At 73.9% G+C, this 15,644-nt stretch carries 15 protein-coding genes; 11 read left to right on the plus strand and 4 right to left on the minus strand.

The genetic code is table 11. The annotated features are described in order from the left end of the window. The 4 genes from ACZ63H_RS37240 to ACZ63H_RS37255 form a co-directional block, all read left to right on the plus strand. On the plus strand, positions 1–321 hold a 321-nt coding region (locus tag ACZ63H_RS37240; protein WP_466717806.1), incomplete at its 5' end, for an alpha-glucosidase C-terminal domain-containing protein. Between the two features lie 32 nt (positions 322–353). Beyond that, complete coding sequence (locus ACZ63H_RS37245) at positions 354–1,718, plus strand: maltokinase N-terminal cap-like domain-containing protein (RefSeq protein WP_469872853.1); 1,365 nt, start codon at positions 354–356, stop codon at positions 1,716–1,718. Positions 1,719–1,721: 3 nt separating this feature from the next. After that, positions 1,722–3,923, plus strand: coding sequence for a 1,4-alpha-glucan branching enzyme (gene glgB / locus ACZ63H_RS37250; protein ID WP_469872855.1), 2,202 nt, complete (start codon positions 1,722–1,724; stop codon positions 3,921–3,923). Positions 3,924–4,015: 92 nt separating this feature from the next. Further along, entirely contained in the window at positions 4,016–5,104 is a 1,089-nt protein-coding gene (locus tag ACZ63H_RS37255) for a glutamate--cysteine ligase 2 (protein WP_469872857.1), read from the plus strand. Positions 5,105–5,123: 19 nt separating this feature from the next. On the opposite strand, the gene ACZ63H_RS37260 is transcribed toward ACZ63H_RS37255, so the two are convergent. Then, positions 5,124–5,357 carry a DUF6480 family protein gene (locus ACZ63H_RS37260; protein ID WP_469872859.1) on the minus strand — a complete coding sequence of 78 codons (234 nt, stop codon included), beginning with the start codon at positions 5,355–5,357 and terminating at the stop codon, positions 5,124–5,126. A 327-nt stretch (positions 5,358–5,684) separates the two neighbouring features. On the opposite strand from ACZ63H_RS37260, the gene ACZ63H_RS37265 reads away from it, so the two are divergent. From ACZ63H_RS37265 to ACZ63H_RS37280, 4 genes are all read left to right on the plus strand, one after another. Next, positions 5,685–6,119: an ATP-binding protein gene (locus tag ACZ63H_RS37265; protein WP_469872861.1), complete on the plus strand. Its 435-nt coding sequence runs from the start codon at positions 5,685–5,687 to the stop codon at positions 6,117–6,119. Between the two features lie 206 nt (positions 6,120–6,325). Beyond that, positions 6,326–7,702, plus strand: a complete 1,377-nt coding sequence (locus ACZ63H_RS37270; RefSeq protein WP_467941470.1) for an NAD(P)/FAD-dependent oxidoreductase — start codon at positions 6,326–6,328, stop codon at positions 7,700–7,702. Positions 7,703–7,797: 95 nt separating this feature from the next. After that, on the plus strand, positions 7,798–8,007 hold the full coding sequence (locus ACZ63H_RS37275; protein WP_469872863.1) for a DUF4287 domain-containing protein: 210 nt from the start codon (positions 7,798–7,800) through the stop codon (positions 8,005–8,007). A 63-nt stretch (positions 8,008–8,070) separates the two neighbouring features. Continuing rightward, entirely contained in the window at positions 8,071–10,314 is a 2,244-nt protein-coding gene (locus ACZ63H_RS37280; RefSeq protein ID WP_469872865.1) for an FUSC family protein, read from the plus strand. 4 nt (positions 10,315–10,318) lie between these two features. On the opposite strand, the gene ACZ63H_RS37285 is transcribed toward ACZ63H_RS37280, so the two are convergent. Then, the gene (locus ACZ63H_RS37285) at positions 10,319–11,167 is read right to left on the minus strand and encodes an RNA polymerase sigma factor SigF (RefSeq protein ID WP_469872867.1); all 849 of its coding nucleotides are present in this window, start codon (positions 11,165–11,167) and stop codon (positions 10,319–10,321) included. A 335-nt stretch (positions 11,168–11,502) separates the two neighbouring features. Here ACZ63H_RS37285 and ACZ63H_RS37290 point away from each other — a divergent pair, with 335 nt between their 5' ends. Together ACZ63H_RS37290 and ACZ63H_RS37295 are read left to right on the plus strand one after the other, a co-directional pair. Beyond that, positions 11,503–11,745, plus strand: a complete 243-nt coding sequence (locus ACZ63H_RS37290; RefSeq protein WP_469872869.1) for a hypothetical protein — start codon at positions 11,503–11,505, stop codon at positions 11,743–11,745. A 271-nt stretch (positions 11,746–12,016) separates the two neighbouring features. Continuing rightward, positions 12,017–12,475 (plus strand): cyclic nucleotide-binding domain-containing protein, encoded by a 459-nt coding sequence (locus ACZ63H_RS37295; RefSeq protein ID WP_469872871.1) that lies wholly within the window; start codon positions 12,017–12,019, stop codon positions 12,473–12,475. A gap of 13 nt (positions 12,476–12,488) precedes the next feature. Here the strand turns inward: ACZ63H_RS37295 and ACZ63H_RS37300 are convergent, their stop codons facing one another. Beyond that, positions 12,489–13,790, minus strand: coding sequence for an MFS transporter (locus ACZ63H_RS37300; protein ID WP_469872873.1), 1,302 nt, complete (start codon positions 13,788–13,790; stop codon positions 12,489–12,491). Positions 13,791–13,875: 85 nt separating this feature from the next. Next, the gene (locus ACZ63H_RS37305) at positions 13,876–14,493 is read right to left on the minus strand and encodes a LysE/ArgO family amino acid transporter (RefSeq protein WP_469872875.1); all 618 of its coding nucleotides are present in this window, start codon (positions 14,491–14,493) and stop codon (positions 13,876–13,878) included. Between the two features lie 66 nt (positions 14,494–14,559). Between ACZ63H_RS37305 and ACZ63H_RS37310 the strand changes: the two genes are divergently transcribed. Then, the gene (locus ACZ63H_RS37310) at positions 14,560–15,447 is read left to right on the plus strand and encodes a LysR family transcriptional regulator ArgP (RefSeq protein WP_469872877.1); all 888 of its coding nucleotides are present in this window, start codon (positions 14,560–14,562) and stop codon (positions 15,445–15,447) included. Positions 15,448–15,644: the final 197 nt, after the last annotated feature.

Raw genomic sequence — 15,644 nt, forward strand, 5'->3', positions numbered from 1 at the left:
CGGATGATCGAGATCCGCAAGCAGAACCCCGCCTTCGGACTCGGCTCCTACACCGAACTGCCGTCGTCCAACCCGGCGGTGCTCGCCTTCCTGCGGGAACACGGCGACGACCTGGTGCTGTGCGTCAACAACTTCTCCCGGTTCGCCCAGCCCACCGAACTCGACCTGCGGGCCTACGACGGACGGCACCCCGTCGAGCTGATCGGCGGGGTGCGCTTCCCCGCCATCGGCGAACTGCCCTATCTGCTGACCCTGCAAGGCCACGGTTTCTACTGGTTCCGGCTCACCCGAGTCGCATCCCGCATCGGCCGCCGCCGCTGACCCGTCCGGCGCCGAGGAAAGGACGCGTCACCATGCCGAACACCATCACCTCCCGGCCGCGCACCGCGACCGCGCTCGACGGGCCCCTGGACTCGCTCGGCGGACTGCTGCGCGAATGGCTGCCCGGGCAACGCTGGTTCGCGGGCAAGGACCGGCCCGTCACCGATCTGTCGGTGCTGTCCGTGACCGAGCTGTTCCCGGGCTGCCTGCACCTGCTGGTGCACGCCTCGCACGCGCCGGTGCCCACCCCCGGCGGCACGCCCCCGCCCGGGGACTGCTACCAGCTGCTGCTGAGCCTGCGCCGGCACCTCGCGCCGCGCCTGGAGAGGGCGTTCATCGGGCGGGCCACGGCGGGACCGCTGGCCGGACTCGCGGTGTACGACGCGCTGCACGACCCGCGCTCGGCCCAGCTGCTGCTGGAGCGGCTGCGGCAGCCCGGCGCGGCGGGCCCGCTGCGGTTCGAGGCGGACCCGGCGGCCCGGGTGCCCGGCGGTCTGCCGCCGCGGCTGCTGGACGCCGAGCAGTCCAACTCCTCGATCGTCTACGGCGACGCGTACATCCTGAAGCTGTTCCGGCGGATCCAGCCCGGCGTCAACCCGGACCTGGAGGTGCCCGCGGCGCTGGCCGCGCTCGGCTGCTCCCGGGTGCCGGCGCCGGTGGCCTGGTTCACCACGGCCGGCCCGCGCCCGGCCACCCTCGGGGTGCTCCAGCCGTTCCTGCCGGACGCCACCGACGGCTGGTCGCTGGCGCTCGGCGCGCTCGCCGCGGGCGACGACTTCACCACCGAGGCCCGGGCGCTGGGCCGCGCCATGGCCGAGGTGCACCTGGCGCTGGCCGAGGCGTTCCCGCCGGCCGGGCCGGGCGAGAACGGCCGCACGGCGGAGGCGATGAGCGCACGGCTGGACGCCGCCGCGCACGCCGTACCCGGGCTGCTGCCCTTCGTGCCCGGCCTGCGGGCCGCGTTCGCGGCGCTGGCCACCTGCGACACCGGTCCGCCCGCCCAGCGGGTGCACGGCGATCTGCACCTGGGGCAGGTGCTGCGGGCCGGCCGCGACTGGTTCGTCATCGACTTCGAGGGCGAGCCGTCCCGGCCGCTCGCCGAGCGGCGCAGCCCGCAGTCCCCGGTGCGCGACGTCGCCGGGATGCTGCGCTCCTTCGACTACGCGGCCCGGCAGCGCCGCCCGTGGCGACCCGAGTGGGCGCGCCGCTGCCGGGAGGCGTTCTGCGCGGGCTACGCGGCCCGCGCGGGCTGGGATCCACGCAAGAAGCACGCGCTGCTGCGCGCGCACGAGACGGACAGGGCGGTCTACGAGGTGCTGTACGAGGCGAGACACCGGCCGGACTGGCTGCCGGTTCCGATGGCGGCGATCAAACGGCTCGCCGTGTGGGGAGGCTGACGCATGGCACTGCGCGACACCACACGCCCGGAGGCCGCGGGCCCCGTGCCCCCCGTGGCCGGGCCGCTGGACCCCGCCGAGCGCGGCCGGCTGCTGGCCGGGACGCACCACGATCCGCACGCCCTGCTGGGCGCCCACCCGGTGCCGGGCGGCACGCTGGTGCGGGCGCTGCGCCCGAACGCCCGCGCGGTGAGCGTCCTGGCCGACGGCACCCGCACCGGGCTGCGCCCGGAGGGCGACGGGCTGTTCGCCGGCGTGCTGCCGGGTCCGGGCATCCCGTCGTACACCCTGCTGGTGGCGTACGACGACGGTGAGCGGGAGGTGCACGACCCGTACCGCTTCCTGCCCGCCCTCGGCGAGCTGGACCTGCACCTGATCCGGGAGGGCCGGCACGAGCAGCTGTGGCGGGCGCTGGGCGCGGAGCCGATGGTCCACCAGGGCGTGGCCGGCACCCGGTTCACGGTGTGGGCGCCGAACGCCCGGGGGGTGCGGGTGGCCGGGGACTTCACGTACTGGGACGGCACGCAGTACCCGATGCGCTCGCTCGGCGCGGCCGGGGTGTGGGAGCTCTTCCTGCCCGGGATCGGCGAGGGCACCCGGTACAAGTTCGAGATCACCTCCCGGCACGGCCACCGGTTCCTGAAGGCGGACCCGATGGCGCGGTGCACGGAGGTCCCGCCGGACACCGCGTCGGTGGTGACGGCGTCGCAGTACGCCTGGGGCGACGCCCAGTGGATGGCGCACCGCGGCGACACCCCCGTGCACCAGGCGCCGTTCTCGGTGTACGAGGTGCATCTGCCGTCCTGGCGGCCCGGCGCGACCTACCGGCAGCTCGCCGAGGAACTCCCCGCCTACGCACGGGAGATGGGCTTCACCCACCTGGAGCTGATGCCGGTGGCGGGGCATCCGTTCAGCGGCTCGTGGGGGTACCAGGTCACCTCCTACTACGCGCCGACACCCCGGCTGGGCTCCCCCGACGACTTCCGGTACTTCGTGGACGCCTGCCACCGGGCCGGACTCGGGGTGATCATGGACTGGGTGCCGGCGCACTTCCCGAAGGACGACTGGGCGCTGGCCCGGTTCGACGGGGACCCGCTGTACGAACCCGGGAACGCCTCCCGTGCCGAGCACCCGGACTGGGGGACCTACGAGTTCGACTACGGCCGCACCGAGGTGCGCAACTTCCTCGTCGCCAACGCCGTCTACTGGTGCGAGGAGTTCCACATCGACGGGCTGCGGGTGGACGCGGTCGCCTCGATGCTCTACCTGGACTACTCGCGGGACTCCGGGCAGTGGGAGCCGAACGTGTTCGGCGGCCGGGAGGACCTGGACGCGGTCGCCTTCCTCCAGGAGATGAACGCCACCGTCTACCGGCGCTGCCCGGGCGTGGTCACCATCGCCGAGGAGTCCACCGCGTGGGACGGGGTGACCCGGCCGACCGACGGCGGCGGGCTGGGCTTCGGGCTGAAGTGGAACATGGGCTGGATGCACGACTCGCTGGAGTACATCCAGAAGGAGCCGGTGCACCGCAGGTACCACCACGACGAGATGACGTTCTCGATGGTGTACGCCTACAGCGAGAACTACGTCCTGCCGATCTCCCACGACGAGGTGGTGCACGGCAAGCGGGCGCTGGTGTCGAAGATGCCCGGCGACTGGTGGCAGCGGCGGGCCAACCACCGTGCCTATCTCGGGTTCATGTGGGCCCACCCGGGCAAGCAGCTGTTGTTCATGGGGCAGGAGTTCGCGCAGGGAGCGGAGTGGTCCGAGGCGCACGGACCGGAGTGGTGGCTGCTCGGCGACGGCCACCACTCGGCGGGCGACCACCGGGGCGTGCAGTCGCTGGTCCGTGATCTGAACCGGGTGTACCGGGCGACGCCGGCGCTGTGGCAGCGGGACACCGACCCGGGCGGCTTCCGGTGGGTGCTGTGCGACGCGGCGGACGACAACGTGCTGGCGTTCCTGCGGTTCGCGGCGGACGGCGGCCCGCTGCTGGCGGTGTCGAACTTCTCCCCGGTGGTCCGGCACGGCTACCGCCTGTGGGCGCCCGAAGGCGTCGCCGCCTGGCGGGAGGCGCTGAACACCGACGAGGTGCGCTACGGCGGCAGCGGTGTCGGCGCCGGCGGGCCGGTCGAGGCCGGGGACGGGGCCCTCACGCTGACGCTGCCGCCGCTGGCCACGGTCTGGCTGGTGCCGGAGGGCTGAGACGCCGCAGGTGTCGGTGGCCGTCCGGGGGGCAGTCGGGGTCGTACAGAGCCTCGACTGCCCCCGCGGCACGACACAGAAGGGCGGCCCCATTGCGCACCGTAGGAGTGGAGGAGGAACTCCTCCTGGTCGACCCGGACAGCGGCGACCCGAAGGCGCTGGCGACGGCCGTCCTCGCCCGCGCCGCCCAGGACGACCCCGGACAGCAGGTCTTCGAGAAGGAGCTGTTCGGGCAGATGCTGGAGTTCGCCACGCATCCGCAGTCGGACATGGCGCGGCTCGGGGACGAGATCGTCCGCTGCCGCAAGGAGGCGGCCCGGCACGCCGGGGAGATCGGCTGCGCCGTCGCCGCGCTGGCCACCTCGCCGCTGCCGGTCAGCCCCTCGCTGAGCGTCAACGAGCGCTATCAGTGGCTGGCCGAGCGGTTCGGGATCCCGACCTGGGACCAGCTCGTCTGCGGCTGCCACGTGCACGTCTCCGTGGAGTCGGACGAGGAGGGGGTCGCCGTCCTCGACCGGCTCCGTCCCTGGCTGCCGGTGCTCCGGGCGATCAGCGCGAACTCCCCGTTCTGGCAGGGCCGCAACACCGACTACGCCAGCTACCGCAGCCGGGTGTGGAACCGCTGGCCGTCGGCCGGGCCGGCCGAGCCGTTCGGCACCGCCGAGCGCTACCACCGGCGGGTGGCCGACATGGTGGCCACGGGCGTCGTGCTGGACGAGGGCATGATCTACTTCGACGCCCGGCTGTCCGCCCGCTATCCGACGGTGGAGATACGGGTGGCGGACGTGTGCCTGGGCGCGGAGACCGCCGTCCTGTTCGCCACGCTGGTCCGCGCGCTCGTGGAGACGGCCGCCGCCGAGTGGCGGGCGGGCCGGCCGACGCCCGACACCGGGGTGAGCCTGCTCAGGATGGCCGACTGGCAGGCCGCCCGGTTCGGCCTGGAGGAGGAGCTGCTCGACCCGGTCACCCTGCGGCCCCGGCCCGCCCCGCGGGTGCTGGACTCCCTGCTGGAGCACACCGGGGACGCGCTCGCCGCCGCCGGCGACGCCGACCGCGCCGCGGAGGGCGTGGCGGAGCTGCTGCGCCGGGGCAACGGCGCACGGGAACAGCGCCGCCTGCTGGAGCGCACCGGCAGCCTGCGGGACGTGGTCACCGAGTGCGTGCGGCGCACGCAGGGGTGAGCGTCCCGCCCGGCGGCGGTCACAGGATCAGGATCAGCGCGTAGACCAGGAAGAACGCCGCGATCAGGATCACCAGGAGCAGGATCGCGGTCAGTGGCGCCTTCGCCCAGCCCTTCGTCGGATTGTGCGTCTCCCGGGGCCCGGCCTCGGGCATGCTGCTCTCGGCCGGCGGTGTCTCGCCGGGCGGGACGGAGCCGCCTGGCTCCAGCCCGGTGGTGCGCTCGGGCTCCGGATCGGGGTTCACATGACTCATGTCCCCCGAGTCCCCAGGACGGGCCCACATCATCAGCCGGACACGACTTCCCGGTTCCGTTCACCGAGCGCTGCCCCCTGGGCCGCATTCGGGCACCGCCGACGGCGTGCCGGTCGCCGGTGTGAGCCCGCGTATCCCGGAAGCAGCGCATGCGGGGCCTCGTCGGCGGAGCCTTCGCCGCGCCGAGGAGGCGGCGCTCCGGGGGAATCGTGGGGACGGGGAGGGCGGAAGGATAGTCCGCGCCAGCGGGGGAACCCGCAGCGCATCGAAGAGATCAGCGACGAGGACCGTCCGGCCGCCGGTGCCGGACGGGGCCGGGGAAGCGAGATGGCGACGGAGCCGCGTTGGGACGACACACCACCGTCGGAGGAGAAGTACGAGCGTACGTTCTCCTTCCCCGGTGAGCTGCGCAACGTCACGGGAGCGCGGCTCGCGGCGGAGGAGTTCCTCCGCGCGCTCTCCCGGGAGGCGCCACCGTGCGCCCAGGAGTACTGGGACGACATCCTGCTGGTGGTGACCGAGCTGGCCGCGAACGCCATCCAGTACGCGCCGGGCCCCTTCGGCCTGCGGTTGCGCCGCACCTTCGACGGGGTGCACGTGACGATGCGGGACACCAACCCGCAGCGGCCGGAACCGCGGCCCTTCCACCCGCGCACCGGTGGCGGCGGCATCGGCTGGCACCTGGTGCACACCCTGTGCAGCCAGGTCAGCGTCGTCGTGCACGACAGCGGCAAGGACATCCACGCGTTCCTGCCCTGGTGACGCGGACGGGCGGCCGTACCACGTGTAGGCGGGCGCCCACCGGTTACTCCACCGGACAGCGGGGGCGTGGTGCCCCCCACGCGTTCGTCTGGCTGCCGCGCCCGGCTGGCGGGGTGGCCGCGGGCGCGGTGGGATCGGAGTCGGCGCACAGCGATCCGGGCGGGCCGGCGGCATCGAGCCGGACCCGTGCGGAGCCGCAGAAAGGGATGAACACCGTGACACGACCCAGGATCCTGGTGGTGGGCGCAGGCTTCGCCGGAGTCGAGTGCGTCCGCCGCCTGGAGCGGAAACTCGCGCCCGACGAGGCCGACGTCACGCTGGTGACGCCGTTCTCCTACCAGCTCTACCTGCCGCTGCTGCCCCAGGTCGCCTCCGGCGTCCTCACACCGCAGTCGATCGCCCTGTCGCTGCGCCGCAGCAAGAAGTACCGCACGCGGATCATCCCGGGCGGTGCGATCGGGGTGGACCTGAGGTCCAAGGTGTGTGTCGTCCGCACCATCACCGACAAGATCGTCAACGAGCCGTACGACTACATCGTGCTGGCCCCGGGCAGCGTGACCCGCACCTTCGACATCCCGGGCCTGACCGACCACGCCTTCGGGATGAAGACGCTCGCCGAGGCCGCCTACATCCGCGACCACGTCATCTCGCAGCTGGACCTGGCGGACGCCAGCGACGACCCGGCCGAACGGGCCGCGCGGCTGCAGTTCGTGGTGGTCGGCGGCGGCTACGCGGGCACGGAGACCGCGGCCTGCCTGCAACGCCTCACCCACGCCGCCGTGCAGCGCTACCCGCGCCTGGACCCGGGCCTGATCCGCTGGCACCTGATCGACATCGCGCCCAAGCTGATGCCGGAACTGGGCGACAAGCTGGGCCGCAGCGCGCAGGAGATCCTCGGACGGCGCGGTATCGAGGTCTCGCTGGGCGTGTCGATCGACAAGGCCGGCGCGGAGGAGGTCACCTTCACCGACGGCCGGGTGGTGCCGACGCACACCCTGATCTGGACGGCCGGGGTGGTCGCCAGCCCGCTGATCGCCACGCTCGGCGCGGAGACGGTCAAGGGCCGGCTGGCGGTGACCGCGCAGATGTGCCTGCCGGGCCATGACGGGGTGTTCGCGCTCGGCGACTCGGCGGCGGTGCCGGACCTCGCCAAGGGTGACGAGGGCGCGGTCTGCCCGCCCACCGCCCAGCACGCCATGCGGCAGGGCAAGGTGGTCGCCGACAACGTCATCGCCACGCTGCGCGGACAGCCGATGCGGCCCTACGAGCACAAGGACCTGGGGCTGGTCGTCGACCTCGGCGGCAAGGACGCGGTGTCCAAGCCGCTCGGTGTGGAGCTGCGCGGGGTGCCCGCGCAGGCGGTGGCCCGCGGCTACCACTGGTCGGCGCTGCGCACCAACGTCGCCAAGACGCGGGTGATGACCAACTGGATGCTGAACGCCGTCGCGGGCGACGACTTCGTGCGCACCGGCTTCCAGGCCCGCAAGCCCGCCCGGCTGAAGGACTTCGAGTTCACCGACTCCTATCTGACGCCCGAACAGGTGCGGGCCCGGGTGGAGGGCGCGGCCGTCGGCCCGTCCTGATGTGACCGTGATCACCCGGGACCGCCGATGAGTCCGGCCCGGGTCGGCCGTCTTACCGGGTGATCACGGAACACCGCACGGAGGGACGCACCACGATGACCGAGAAGACCGTCAAGGGACCGGCCAGTTACTTCCCCGCGATCGAGGCGAAGTACGGCCGTCCGGTCGCCGAGTGGCAGGAGCTGATCCGCTCCTCGCCGCTGACCCGGCACATGGAGCTGGTCGGCTGGCTGAAGTCGGCGCACGGGCTCGGTCACGGGCACGCGAACGCCCTGGTGGCCGCCACCCTGGCCGAGGGCAGGTAGCCCGGGCGCGCGTGCGATGCTGGGTCGCGGATCAATGTCCGGTACGGGAGAGAGCGCGGCCAGGTGAGGGAACGGGGACGGTCGGGACGGGTACGGCTGTGGGACCGGCTCGCGGCGTCGGACCCCGGACTGCTCCGGCTGACGGCGGGACTGCGCACGGTCACCGCCATCGCCCTGACCCTCGCCGTCCTGGCCGGCGTGGGCGTCCCCGTCCCCCGTCTGGTCGCCGGGGCCATGGCCGCGATGGTCGCCACCTTCGCCATCCGGGAGAAGCAGCCCGCCCGGCAGGCCGTCACGCTCGCGCTCGGCCTGCCGGTGGCGCTCGCCTCGGTGTCGCTGGGCGCGCTGCTCAACCAGCGCGTCGTCGTCGGCGACCTGTTCTTCGTCGCCCTGATCTTCGGTGCCGTCTACGGCCGCCGGTTCGGCGACCGCGGCACGGCGCTCGGGCTGATCGGGTTCCAGATCTACTTCCTGTCGTTGTTCGTGCAGGCCACGACGGCGGGGCTGCCCGCGCTGTACGGCGTCCTCGCGGTGGCGTTCGCGTGCAGCGCCACCGCCCGGTTCGTGCTGCTGCCGCAGACCCCGGCGGGCACCCTGGACCGGCTGCGGCGGGCCTTCCGCGCCCGGCTCGCCCAGTTGCTCGCCAGCCAGGCGAAGCTGCCGGACGCCGGGCCGGAGGAGGTGGAGAAGGTGCTGGAGGAACTGCGCACCCGCACCGCCCGGCTGCACGAGACGGCGCTGCTGATCCAGGGCCGGCTGGAGGACGGCACCTCGGACCCGGCGGTGGCCCGGCTGCTCCAGCGCCGGATCGCGGACGCGGAGATCGCGGCCGAACGGCTGGGGCTGCTGCTGCTGACCGCACGCAGCGCCGAGCGCACCGACACCCTGACCCTGCATCTGCCGGGCGCCCCGGTGCCCTCGGGGATCGAGCTGCCGGTGCGGGACGGGGCGGCGGCCGCGCTGCGCCGGGACCTGCGGGCGCTGCGGGTGCTGATGCTGCGGCCGGCCGGGGAGGTGTCGGGGGCCGCGCTCGCCCGGGTGCGCAACCGGCTGCTGGGCTACCGCGAGGAGGAGAACCTGCCCGACGCCTCCCCGGCCGTGCAGGACGTCTTCCGGGGGCTCGGTGAGGCGGCCCGCGCCGCGCTCGGCCTGCGGCTGGCCCTGGACGGGCCGCAGGACGAGTCCGCCGACACCCCGGCGACCGCCCGCTCGCGCGAGGAGCTGGACGCGGAGGACACCGCGATCGAGATCAGCGAGGAGCGGTCGCCGCAGGCGGAGCCGACCGGACTGCGCCGGCCCACCACCCGGGCCGCCGTCCAGGTGGCCGTCGGTTCCTCGCTGGCCATCGCCGGCGGCGAGCTGCTGTCCAGCCAGCGCTGGTACTGGGCGGTGCTGACGTGCTGGATCGTGTTCCTGAACACCGCCTCCACCGGCGAGATCGTGGTGAAGGGCTACCGGCGGCTGCTGGGCACGGTGCTCGGCGTGGTGGCGGGCATCGGGCTCGCCGGGCTGGTCGGGCACCACACCTGGATGGCGTTCGGCCTGGTGCTGGTGTTCATCTTCGCGATGTTCTACACCGCGCCGCTGTCGTACACGCTGATGTCGTTCTTCGTCACGGCGATGCTGGGACTGCTCTACACGCTGCTGAACACCTACAGCGCGGCGGTGCTGGTCCTGCGCGTCGAGGAGACGGCGCTCGGCGCGGCCTGCGGGGTGTTCGCGGCGGCGGTGGTGCTGCCCGTGCACACCGGCAGCCGGACCGACGAGCTGCTGGTGGCGGTCCTGGAGCGGCTCGCCGACGTCACGCGGGGCGCCGTCGACCAGCTCAGCGGCGGGCCCGGCGGCGACCTGGTGGAGCGGGCCCGGGAGCTGGACCAGGCGCTGGCGGACCTGCGGGCGGCCACCCAGCCGCTGACCCATCCGATCACCCCGCTGCGCTCGCGCAGGGACTCGGTGCGGTACGTGGTGGCGCTGCTGGAGACCTGCGCGTACCACGGGCGGTCCCTCGCGGCCACGGCCGAGCTGCTGCCCACGCACCCCTCGATCGCGGCCGACCCCCGGCTGCGCGGGGCGTGCGGGCGGATCCTGCACAACATCGAGGCGATCGCGGCGCACGTGGCCGACCCGCACTCCGCCGAGGAGATCGAGAGCGGCCCCAGCATCGCGTCGATGCTGGAGCCGGGAACCCTGCGCACCCCGCGCTACGGCCGCGTGACCGACCGGGTGCTGCGCCATCTGCAGCGGCTGGACGAGGCGGTCTCCGGTCTGGCGCGCCCGCTCGGCGTGGCGGGCGGGCCTTCCCGGTGAGCGGTCAGCGCCGCCCGGCGGAGCCGGGCCGGGGCGTGCCCAGCGCCTCGTCGCGGATGCGGGCGCAGCTGCGGCTGATCAGCCGGGAGACGTGCATCTGCGAGATGCCGAGCCGGTCGGCGATGCGGCTTTGGGTCATGTCCTCGAAGAAGCGCATGTAAAGGATGGCCCGTTCGCGTTCGGGCAGCCGGCGCAGGCCCTCCTTGGCGGCCTCCCGGTCGACGACGACGTCGAAGGAGGCGTCCGTGGCGCCGAGGGTGTCGGCGAGGCTGTAGCCGTCGTCGCCGGCGGACAGCTCGGCGTCCAGGGAGAGGGTGCTGAAGCTCTCCAGCGCCTCCATGCCGGCCCCGACCTCCTCCTCGGTGAGCCCGGTGTGGGCGGCGATGTCGGCGACGGTGGGCTCGGGGCTGCCCGGGTTCTGGGTCAGCTCCCGCCGGGCCACCCGGACCCGGTTGCGCAGTTCCTGGACCCGGCGGGGTACGCGCAGGGCCCACATCCGGTCGCGGAAGTGCCGCTTGACCTCTCCGGTGATCGTGGGCACGGCGTAGCTCTCGAAGGCGCCGCGGGACGGGTCGAACCGGTCGATGGCCTTGACCAGTCCCAGTGCGGCCACCTGGCGCAGGTCCTCCACGGACTCGCCGCGGTCGCGGAAGCGGCCGGCGATCCGGTGGGCCATGGGCAGCCAGGCGGTGACGAGTTCGTCGCGTACGGCGTCCCGCTCGGGGCCGTCCTCCAGCTCCGCCAGCCGGGCGAACAGCGCCGCGGTGTCGGGGGCGTCGTCGTGGCTGCGGCGGGCGGACGCCCCGGCGGGGGCGGTCGTGCCGGGACGGCTTGTCGACATGTCGGTCAGCATGCGGAATCGCTCCTGAACGTGGTTTCAGGGCACCTCCGGAAACAGGGGTTCCGGGTTCTTGCCCGAACGGTGGTGTCAGGGTTTCGCCGCGGGGTGAGCCGCCGGGCCCGGCGGGAGGGGCCCAGGCAGCGGGTCCTTTCCCCGCTGGGCGCGCGCCTCCGGTCCGAAGCACGAGATTCCGCCTGCCCCCTGCTCCGGTGGGCAAACACCCCGGTGAGCGGAACTTCGCGCACCGCTTCGGTGCAAGCGGAATGAGGCGGCGGGGCAACGGCGCGCGGATCCGGCACCCTCGGTAGGGGTGTCATCACCCGGCCGCTCGCGGGTACCCGCCGGACATGACGGATGTCGTGGACGCGGACGAGTTGTTGCGCCGCATCCGGCGCGGTCAGGAGCACGCGGCGGCGCAGGAGGAGGCATGGCGGGAGCGGGCCCGGAGCCTGGCGGCAACGGATCCGCAGGGTGCCGCGGAGGCGGCGGACAGGGCGCGGGCGTTCGAGGCCGTGCTGCGGGTGCTGGAGGAGATCGTCCGCCCGGGCGGGCCTCCCGTGCGGGCGGACGGAGTGAAACAGGTCACCTGACCCGGTTAAGTCTGGGGGAAGACCCGGTAAATGATTTATTATTCATCCATACGTGATGCGGGAGCGGCGTGGAACCGTCCTTCCCCCTCCGCGCGTCACCCCATGCGGCCCTGGCTGGTTTCCCCCGTCCAGCCAGGGCTTTTCGCTGCCCGGAAACGGCCGGGAGGCGGCGGGCGCCCCGGCTTCGAGGTGCCCGGGGCGGCGGCAGCGGCTGAAATGGGCTTAGGCACAGCACCCCGACCGCAACCGCCGCCGGCGAGGAGCCCCGCGCATGACCAAAGCGATCAAACTGCTCACCGCCCTTCCCCAGGCGCAGCGCGAGCGCCTGATGGAGGTGGCCCGGGAGGTGTCCTTCCCCGAGGACAGCCGCATCTTCGAGGCGGGCGGCACCGCCGACCGGTTCTGGGTGATCCGCTCGGGCGCGGTCCACCTGGACACCGAGGTGACCTCGCGGCAGCGGGTGACCGTGGCCACGCTCGGCGCGGGCGACCTGCTCGGCTGGTCCTGGCTGTTCCCGCCGTACGTGTGGGACTTCGGCGCGGTGGCCTTCACCGACGTACGCGCCTACGAGTTCGACGGGCCGTCGGTGCTCGCCCTGTGCGTGGAGGATCCGCTGCTCGGGCTCTCGGTGGTGCGGACGGTGGCCGAGATCCTCGCCCACCGGCTGGAGACGACCCGCGGCAAGCTGATGGAGCAGTACACGATGCGGCGGCGGGTCGGCCCGCTCTAGGCGCGCCGGCCGGTCAGACGCGGTAGCGGCGCAGGGCCGGGACCGCGCCGGCCAGGGCCAGCATCGCCACGACGACCAGGGCGCCGCCGCCCGCGACGGCGGCCCGGGGGCCGAACGCGGCGCCGGCGGTGCCGTGCAGGACGTCGGCCAGCCGCGGCCCGCCCGCGACGACCACGGTGAACACCCCCTGCATCCGGCCGCGCATCTCGTCCGTCGCGGCCGACAGCAGGATCGCGCCGCGGAACACCATGGAGACCATGTCGGCGACCCCGGCCGCGGCGAGGAAGGCCACGGCGACCCAGAGGTTGCCGCTCAGCCCGAACCCGGCGATGGCCACGCCCCAGCCGACGACCGCCCCCACGACCATCCAGCCGTGCCGGCGGGCCCGCGAGAACACCCCGGAGAACAGGCCGCCGAGCACCGCGCCGACCGGGATGCCGGCGAACAGCACGCCGAGCGCCAGGCCCTCGCCGTAGGAGCCGTAGCTCTCCGCGGCCAGCTGCGGGAACAGGGCGCGGGGCATGCCGAACACCATGGCGACGATGTCGGCGAGGAAGGACAGCAGCAGCACCTTGTGCCGGGAGATGTACCGGAACCCGTCCGCTATCTCGCGCAGCCCCGCCCGGCGGGCGCCGGAGCCGCCGAGCGGCGGCAGGGCGGGCAGCCTGACGACGGCCCACACGGTCGCGCACAGCGCCAGCGCGTCGATCAGGTACAGCTCCGGCAGCCCGACGACCGGGATCAGCGCACCGGCGAGCAGCGGTCCGGCCACCAGGCCGGTCTGCATCACCGTCGAGCCGAGCGCGTTCGCGGCCGGCAGCTGCTCGGCCGGGACCAGCCGGGCTATGGAGGCGCTGCGGGCGGGCGCGTTGAGCCCGAAGAACGCCTGTTGCAGCGCGAGCAGGACCATGAGGACGACGACCGAGTCCAGGCCGGTGACGGCCTGCGCCCAGAACAGCAGCGAAGTCACCGCGATGCCGCTGTTGGTGACCAGCAGCAGCTTGCGCCGGTCGACGGTGTCGGCGATCGCCCCGCCCCACAGCGCGAAGGCCACCATCGGCAGCAGGCCCGCGAAGCTCGCGTAGCCGACCCAGGCCGAGGACTCGGTGATGTCGTAGATCTGCTTGGGTACGGCGACGGCGGTGAGCTGGCTGCCGACGGCGGTGACGATGGTCGACGACCACAGCCGCCGGTAGGCGGGGATGCGCAGCGGGCGGGTGTCCATCGCCCACCGGCGCCAGCCGCGCCGGGGCGGGTCCCCGGCCTCCGGGGGGCCGGGGGTGGTCTCGGTGCTGCTGCTCTCGCTCGTGTCCACGGCCGTCCTGGGTGCTCGTTACATCTTTTCGGTTCGAGAGCCTAACTATCGCAGCAGCGAGGGGGAGGCACCGAACAGGATGCGGTCAGGACCCGGCGATCAGGCTCACGCCCAGCACCAGCATGGTGAGGGCGACCAGGCCGTCCAGCACCCGCCAGGCGCCCGGCCGGGCCAGATACCGGCCCAGCAGCCGGGCGCCGAAGCCGAGGACCGTGAACCAGCACAGGCTGGCGAGCACGGCGCCGAGCCCGAAGGTCCAGCGCAGCGGGCCCCGGTCGGCGGCGAGCGAGCCGAGCAGGAACACGGTGTCCAGGTAGACGTGCGGGTTCAGCCAGGTCATCGCGAGGCAGGTGAGCACCGCCCGGCGCCGGGAGCCGGCCGCCTCGCCCTCCGCGCGCAGGCCGGTGGTGCCCGGCTTGAGCACCCGGCGGGCGGCCAGGACGCCGTAGCAGAGCAGGAAGAGGCCGCCGACGACGCCGACCGCGCGGAGCGCGCCCGGCCAGGCCACCACCACCGCGCCGACCCCGCCGACCCCGAGCGAGATCAGCACCGCGTCGGACAGGGCGCAGATGCCGACCACGGTGAGCACGGCCTCCCGGCGCGCCCCCTGCCGCAGGACGAAGGCGTTCTGGGCGCCGATGGCGACGATCAGGGACAGGCCGGTGCCGAACCCGGCGGCGGTGGCGGTCAGGGCGTGGTTCATGGGCAGGACGCTAGGCAACGCACGGCCTCAAGTACAGCTAATGATTTTTACGTACCCTTAGCAGGCGTGATGACAGACCTTCCCCTGGAGCAGGTGCGGACCCTGCTGGCCGTGGTCGACGAGGGCACCTTCGACGCGGCCGCCGCCGTGCTGCATGTGACACCGTCGGCGGTCAGCCAGCGGGTCAAGGCCCTGGAACAGCGCACCGGCCGGGTCCTGCTCCAGCGCACGAAACCGGTACGGCCCACGGAGTCCGGCGCGGTGCTGGTGCGGTTCGCCCGGCAGCTCGCCCGGCTGGAGCGGGACGCCTGGGGCGAGCTGGGGCTGGACGGCACCGGGGAGCCGACCCGGGTGTCGGTCGCGGTGAACGCGGATTCGCTGGCGACCTGGTTCCTGCCGGCCCTGACCCGGGTCGCGGACCTCTGCTTCGAACTGCGCCGGGAGGACGAGGACCACACGGCGGCGCTGCTGCGCGAGGGGCTGGTGATGGCGGCGGTGACCTCCTCGCCCGACCCGGTCCCCGGCTGCACGGTGCGCCCGCTCGGCCGGATGCGCTATCTGCCGGTGGCGGCACCGGAGTTCGCCGCGGACCGGCTGGCGGGCCGGCCGGCGGCACAGGCGCTGTCCCGGGCGCCCGTGGTGGTCTTCGACCGCAAGGACGACTTCCAGGACGGCTTCGCCCGCCGTCTCGGCCACGGCTCGGCCGGCCCGTTCCGGCACCACGTGCCCACCTCCGAGGGGTTCCTGGAGGCGGTCGCCGCGGGGCTGGGCTGGGGCATGGTCCCGGAGGCCCAGGCCGCTCCCCTGCTGGCACGGGGGCGGCTGGCGCTGCTCGTCCCGGGGGAGTTCATGGACGTGGCCCTGTACTGGCAGCAGTGGAGGCTCGACTCCCCCGCGCTGGCGGCCCTCGCCGACGCGGTGACGGCCACGGCGGCCGGGGTGCTGCGCCACTGAGACGGCGGTTCGCGCGCCGAGGCCAACTCGCCGCCGGCGTCGGCCGGTCCGGGGGGGGGGGGGGGGGGGGGGGGGGGGGGGGGGGGCCGCCCCCCCCCCCCCCCCACCACCCTGCCATTAGGATCAGATCACCTGGGAGAGCACTGGTGTCGAGCGCGAGCGCACCCCCGGCCCCCCCGGTAGCGGTCTTCGCGGCC

It is taken from the genome of Streptomyces sp. NPDC104831, from assembly GCF_055583025.1.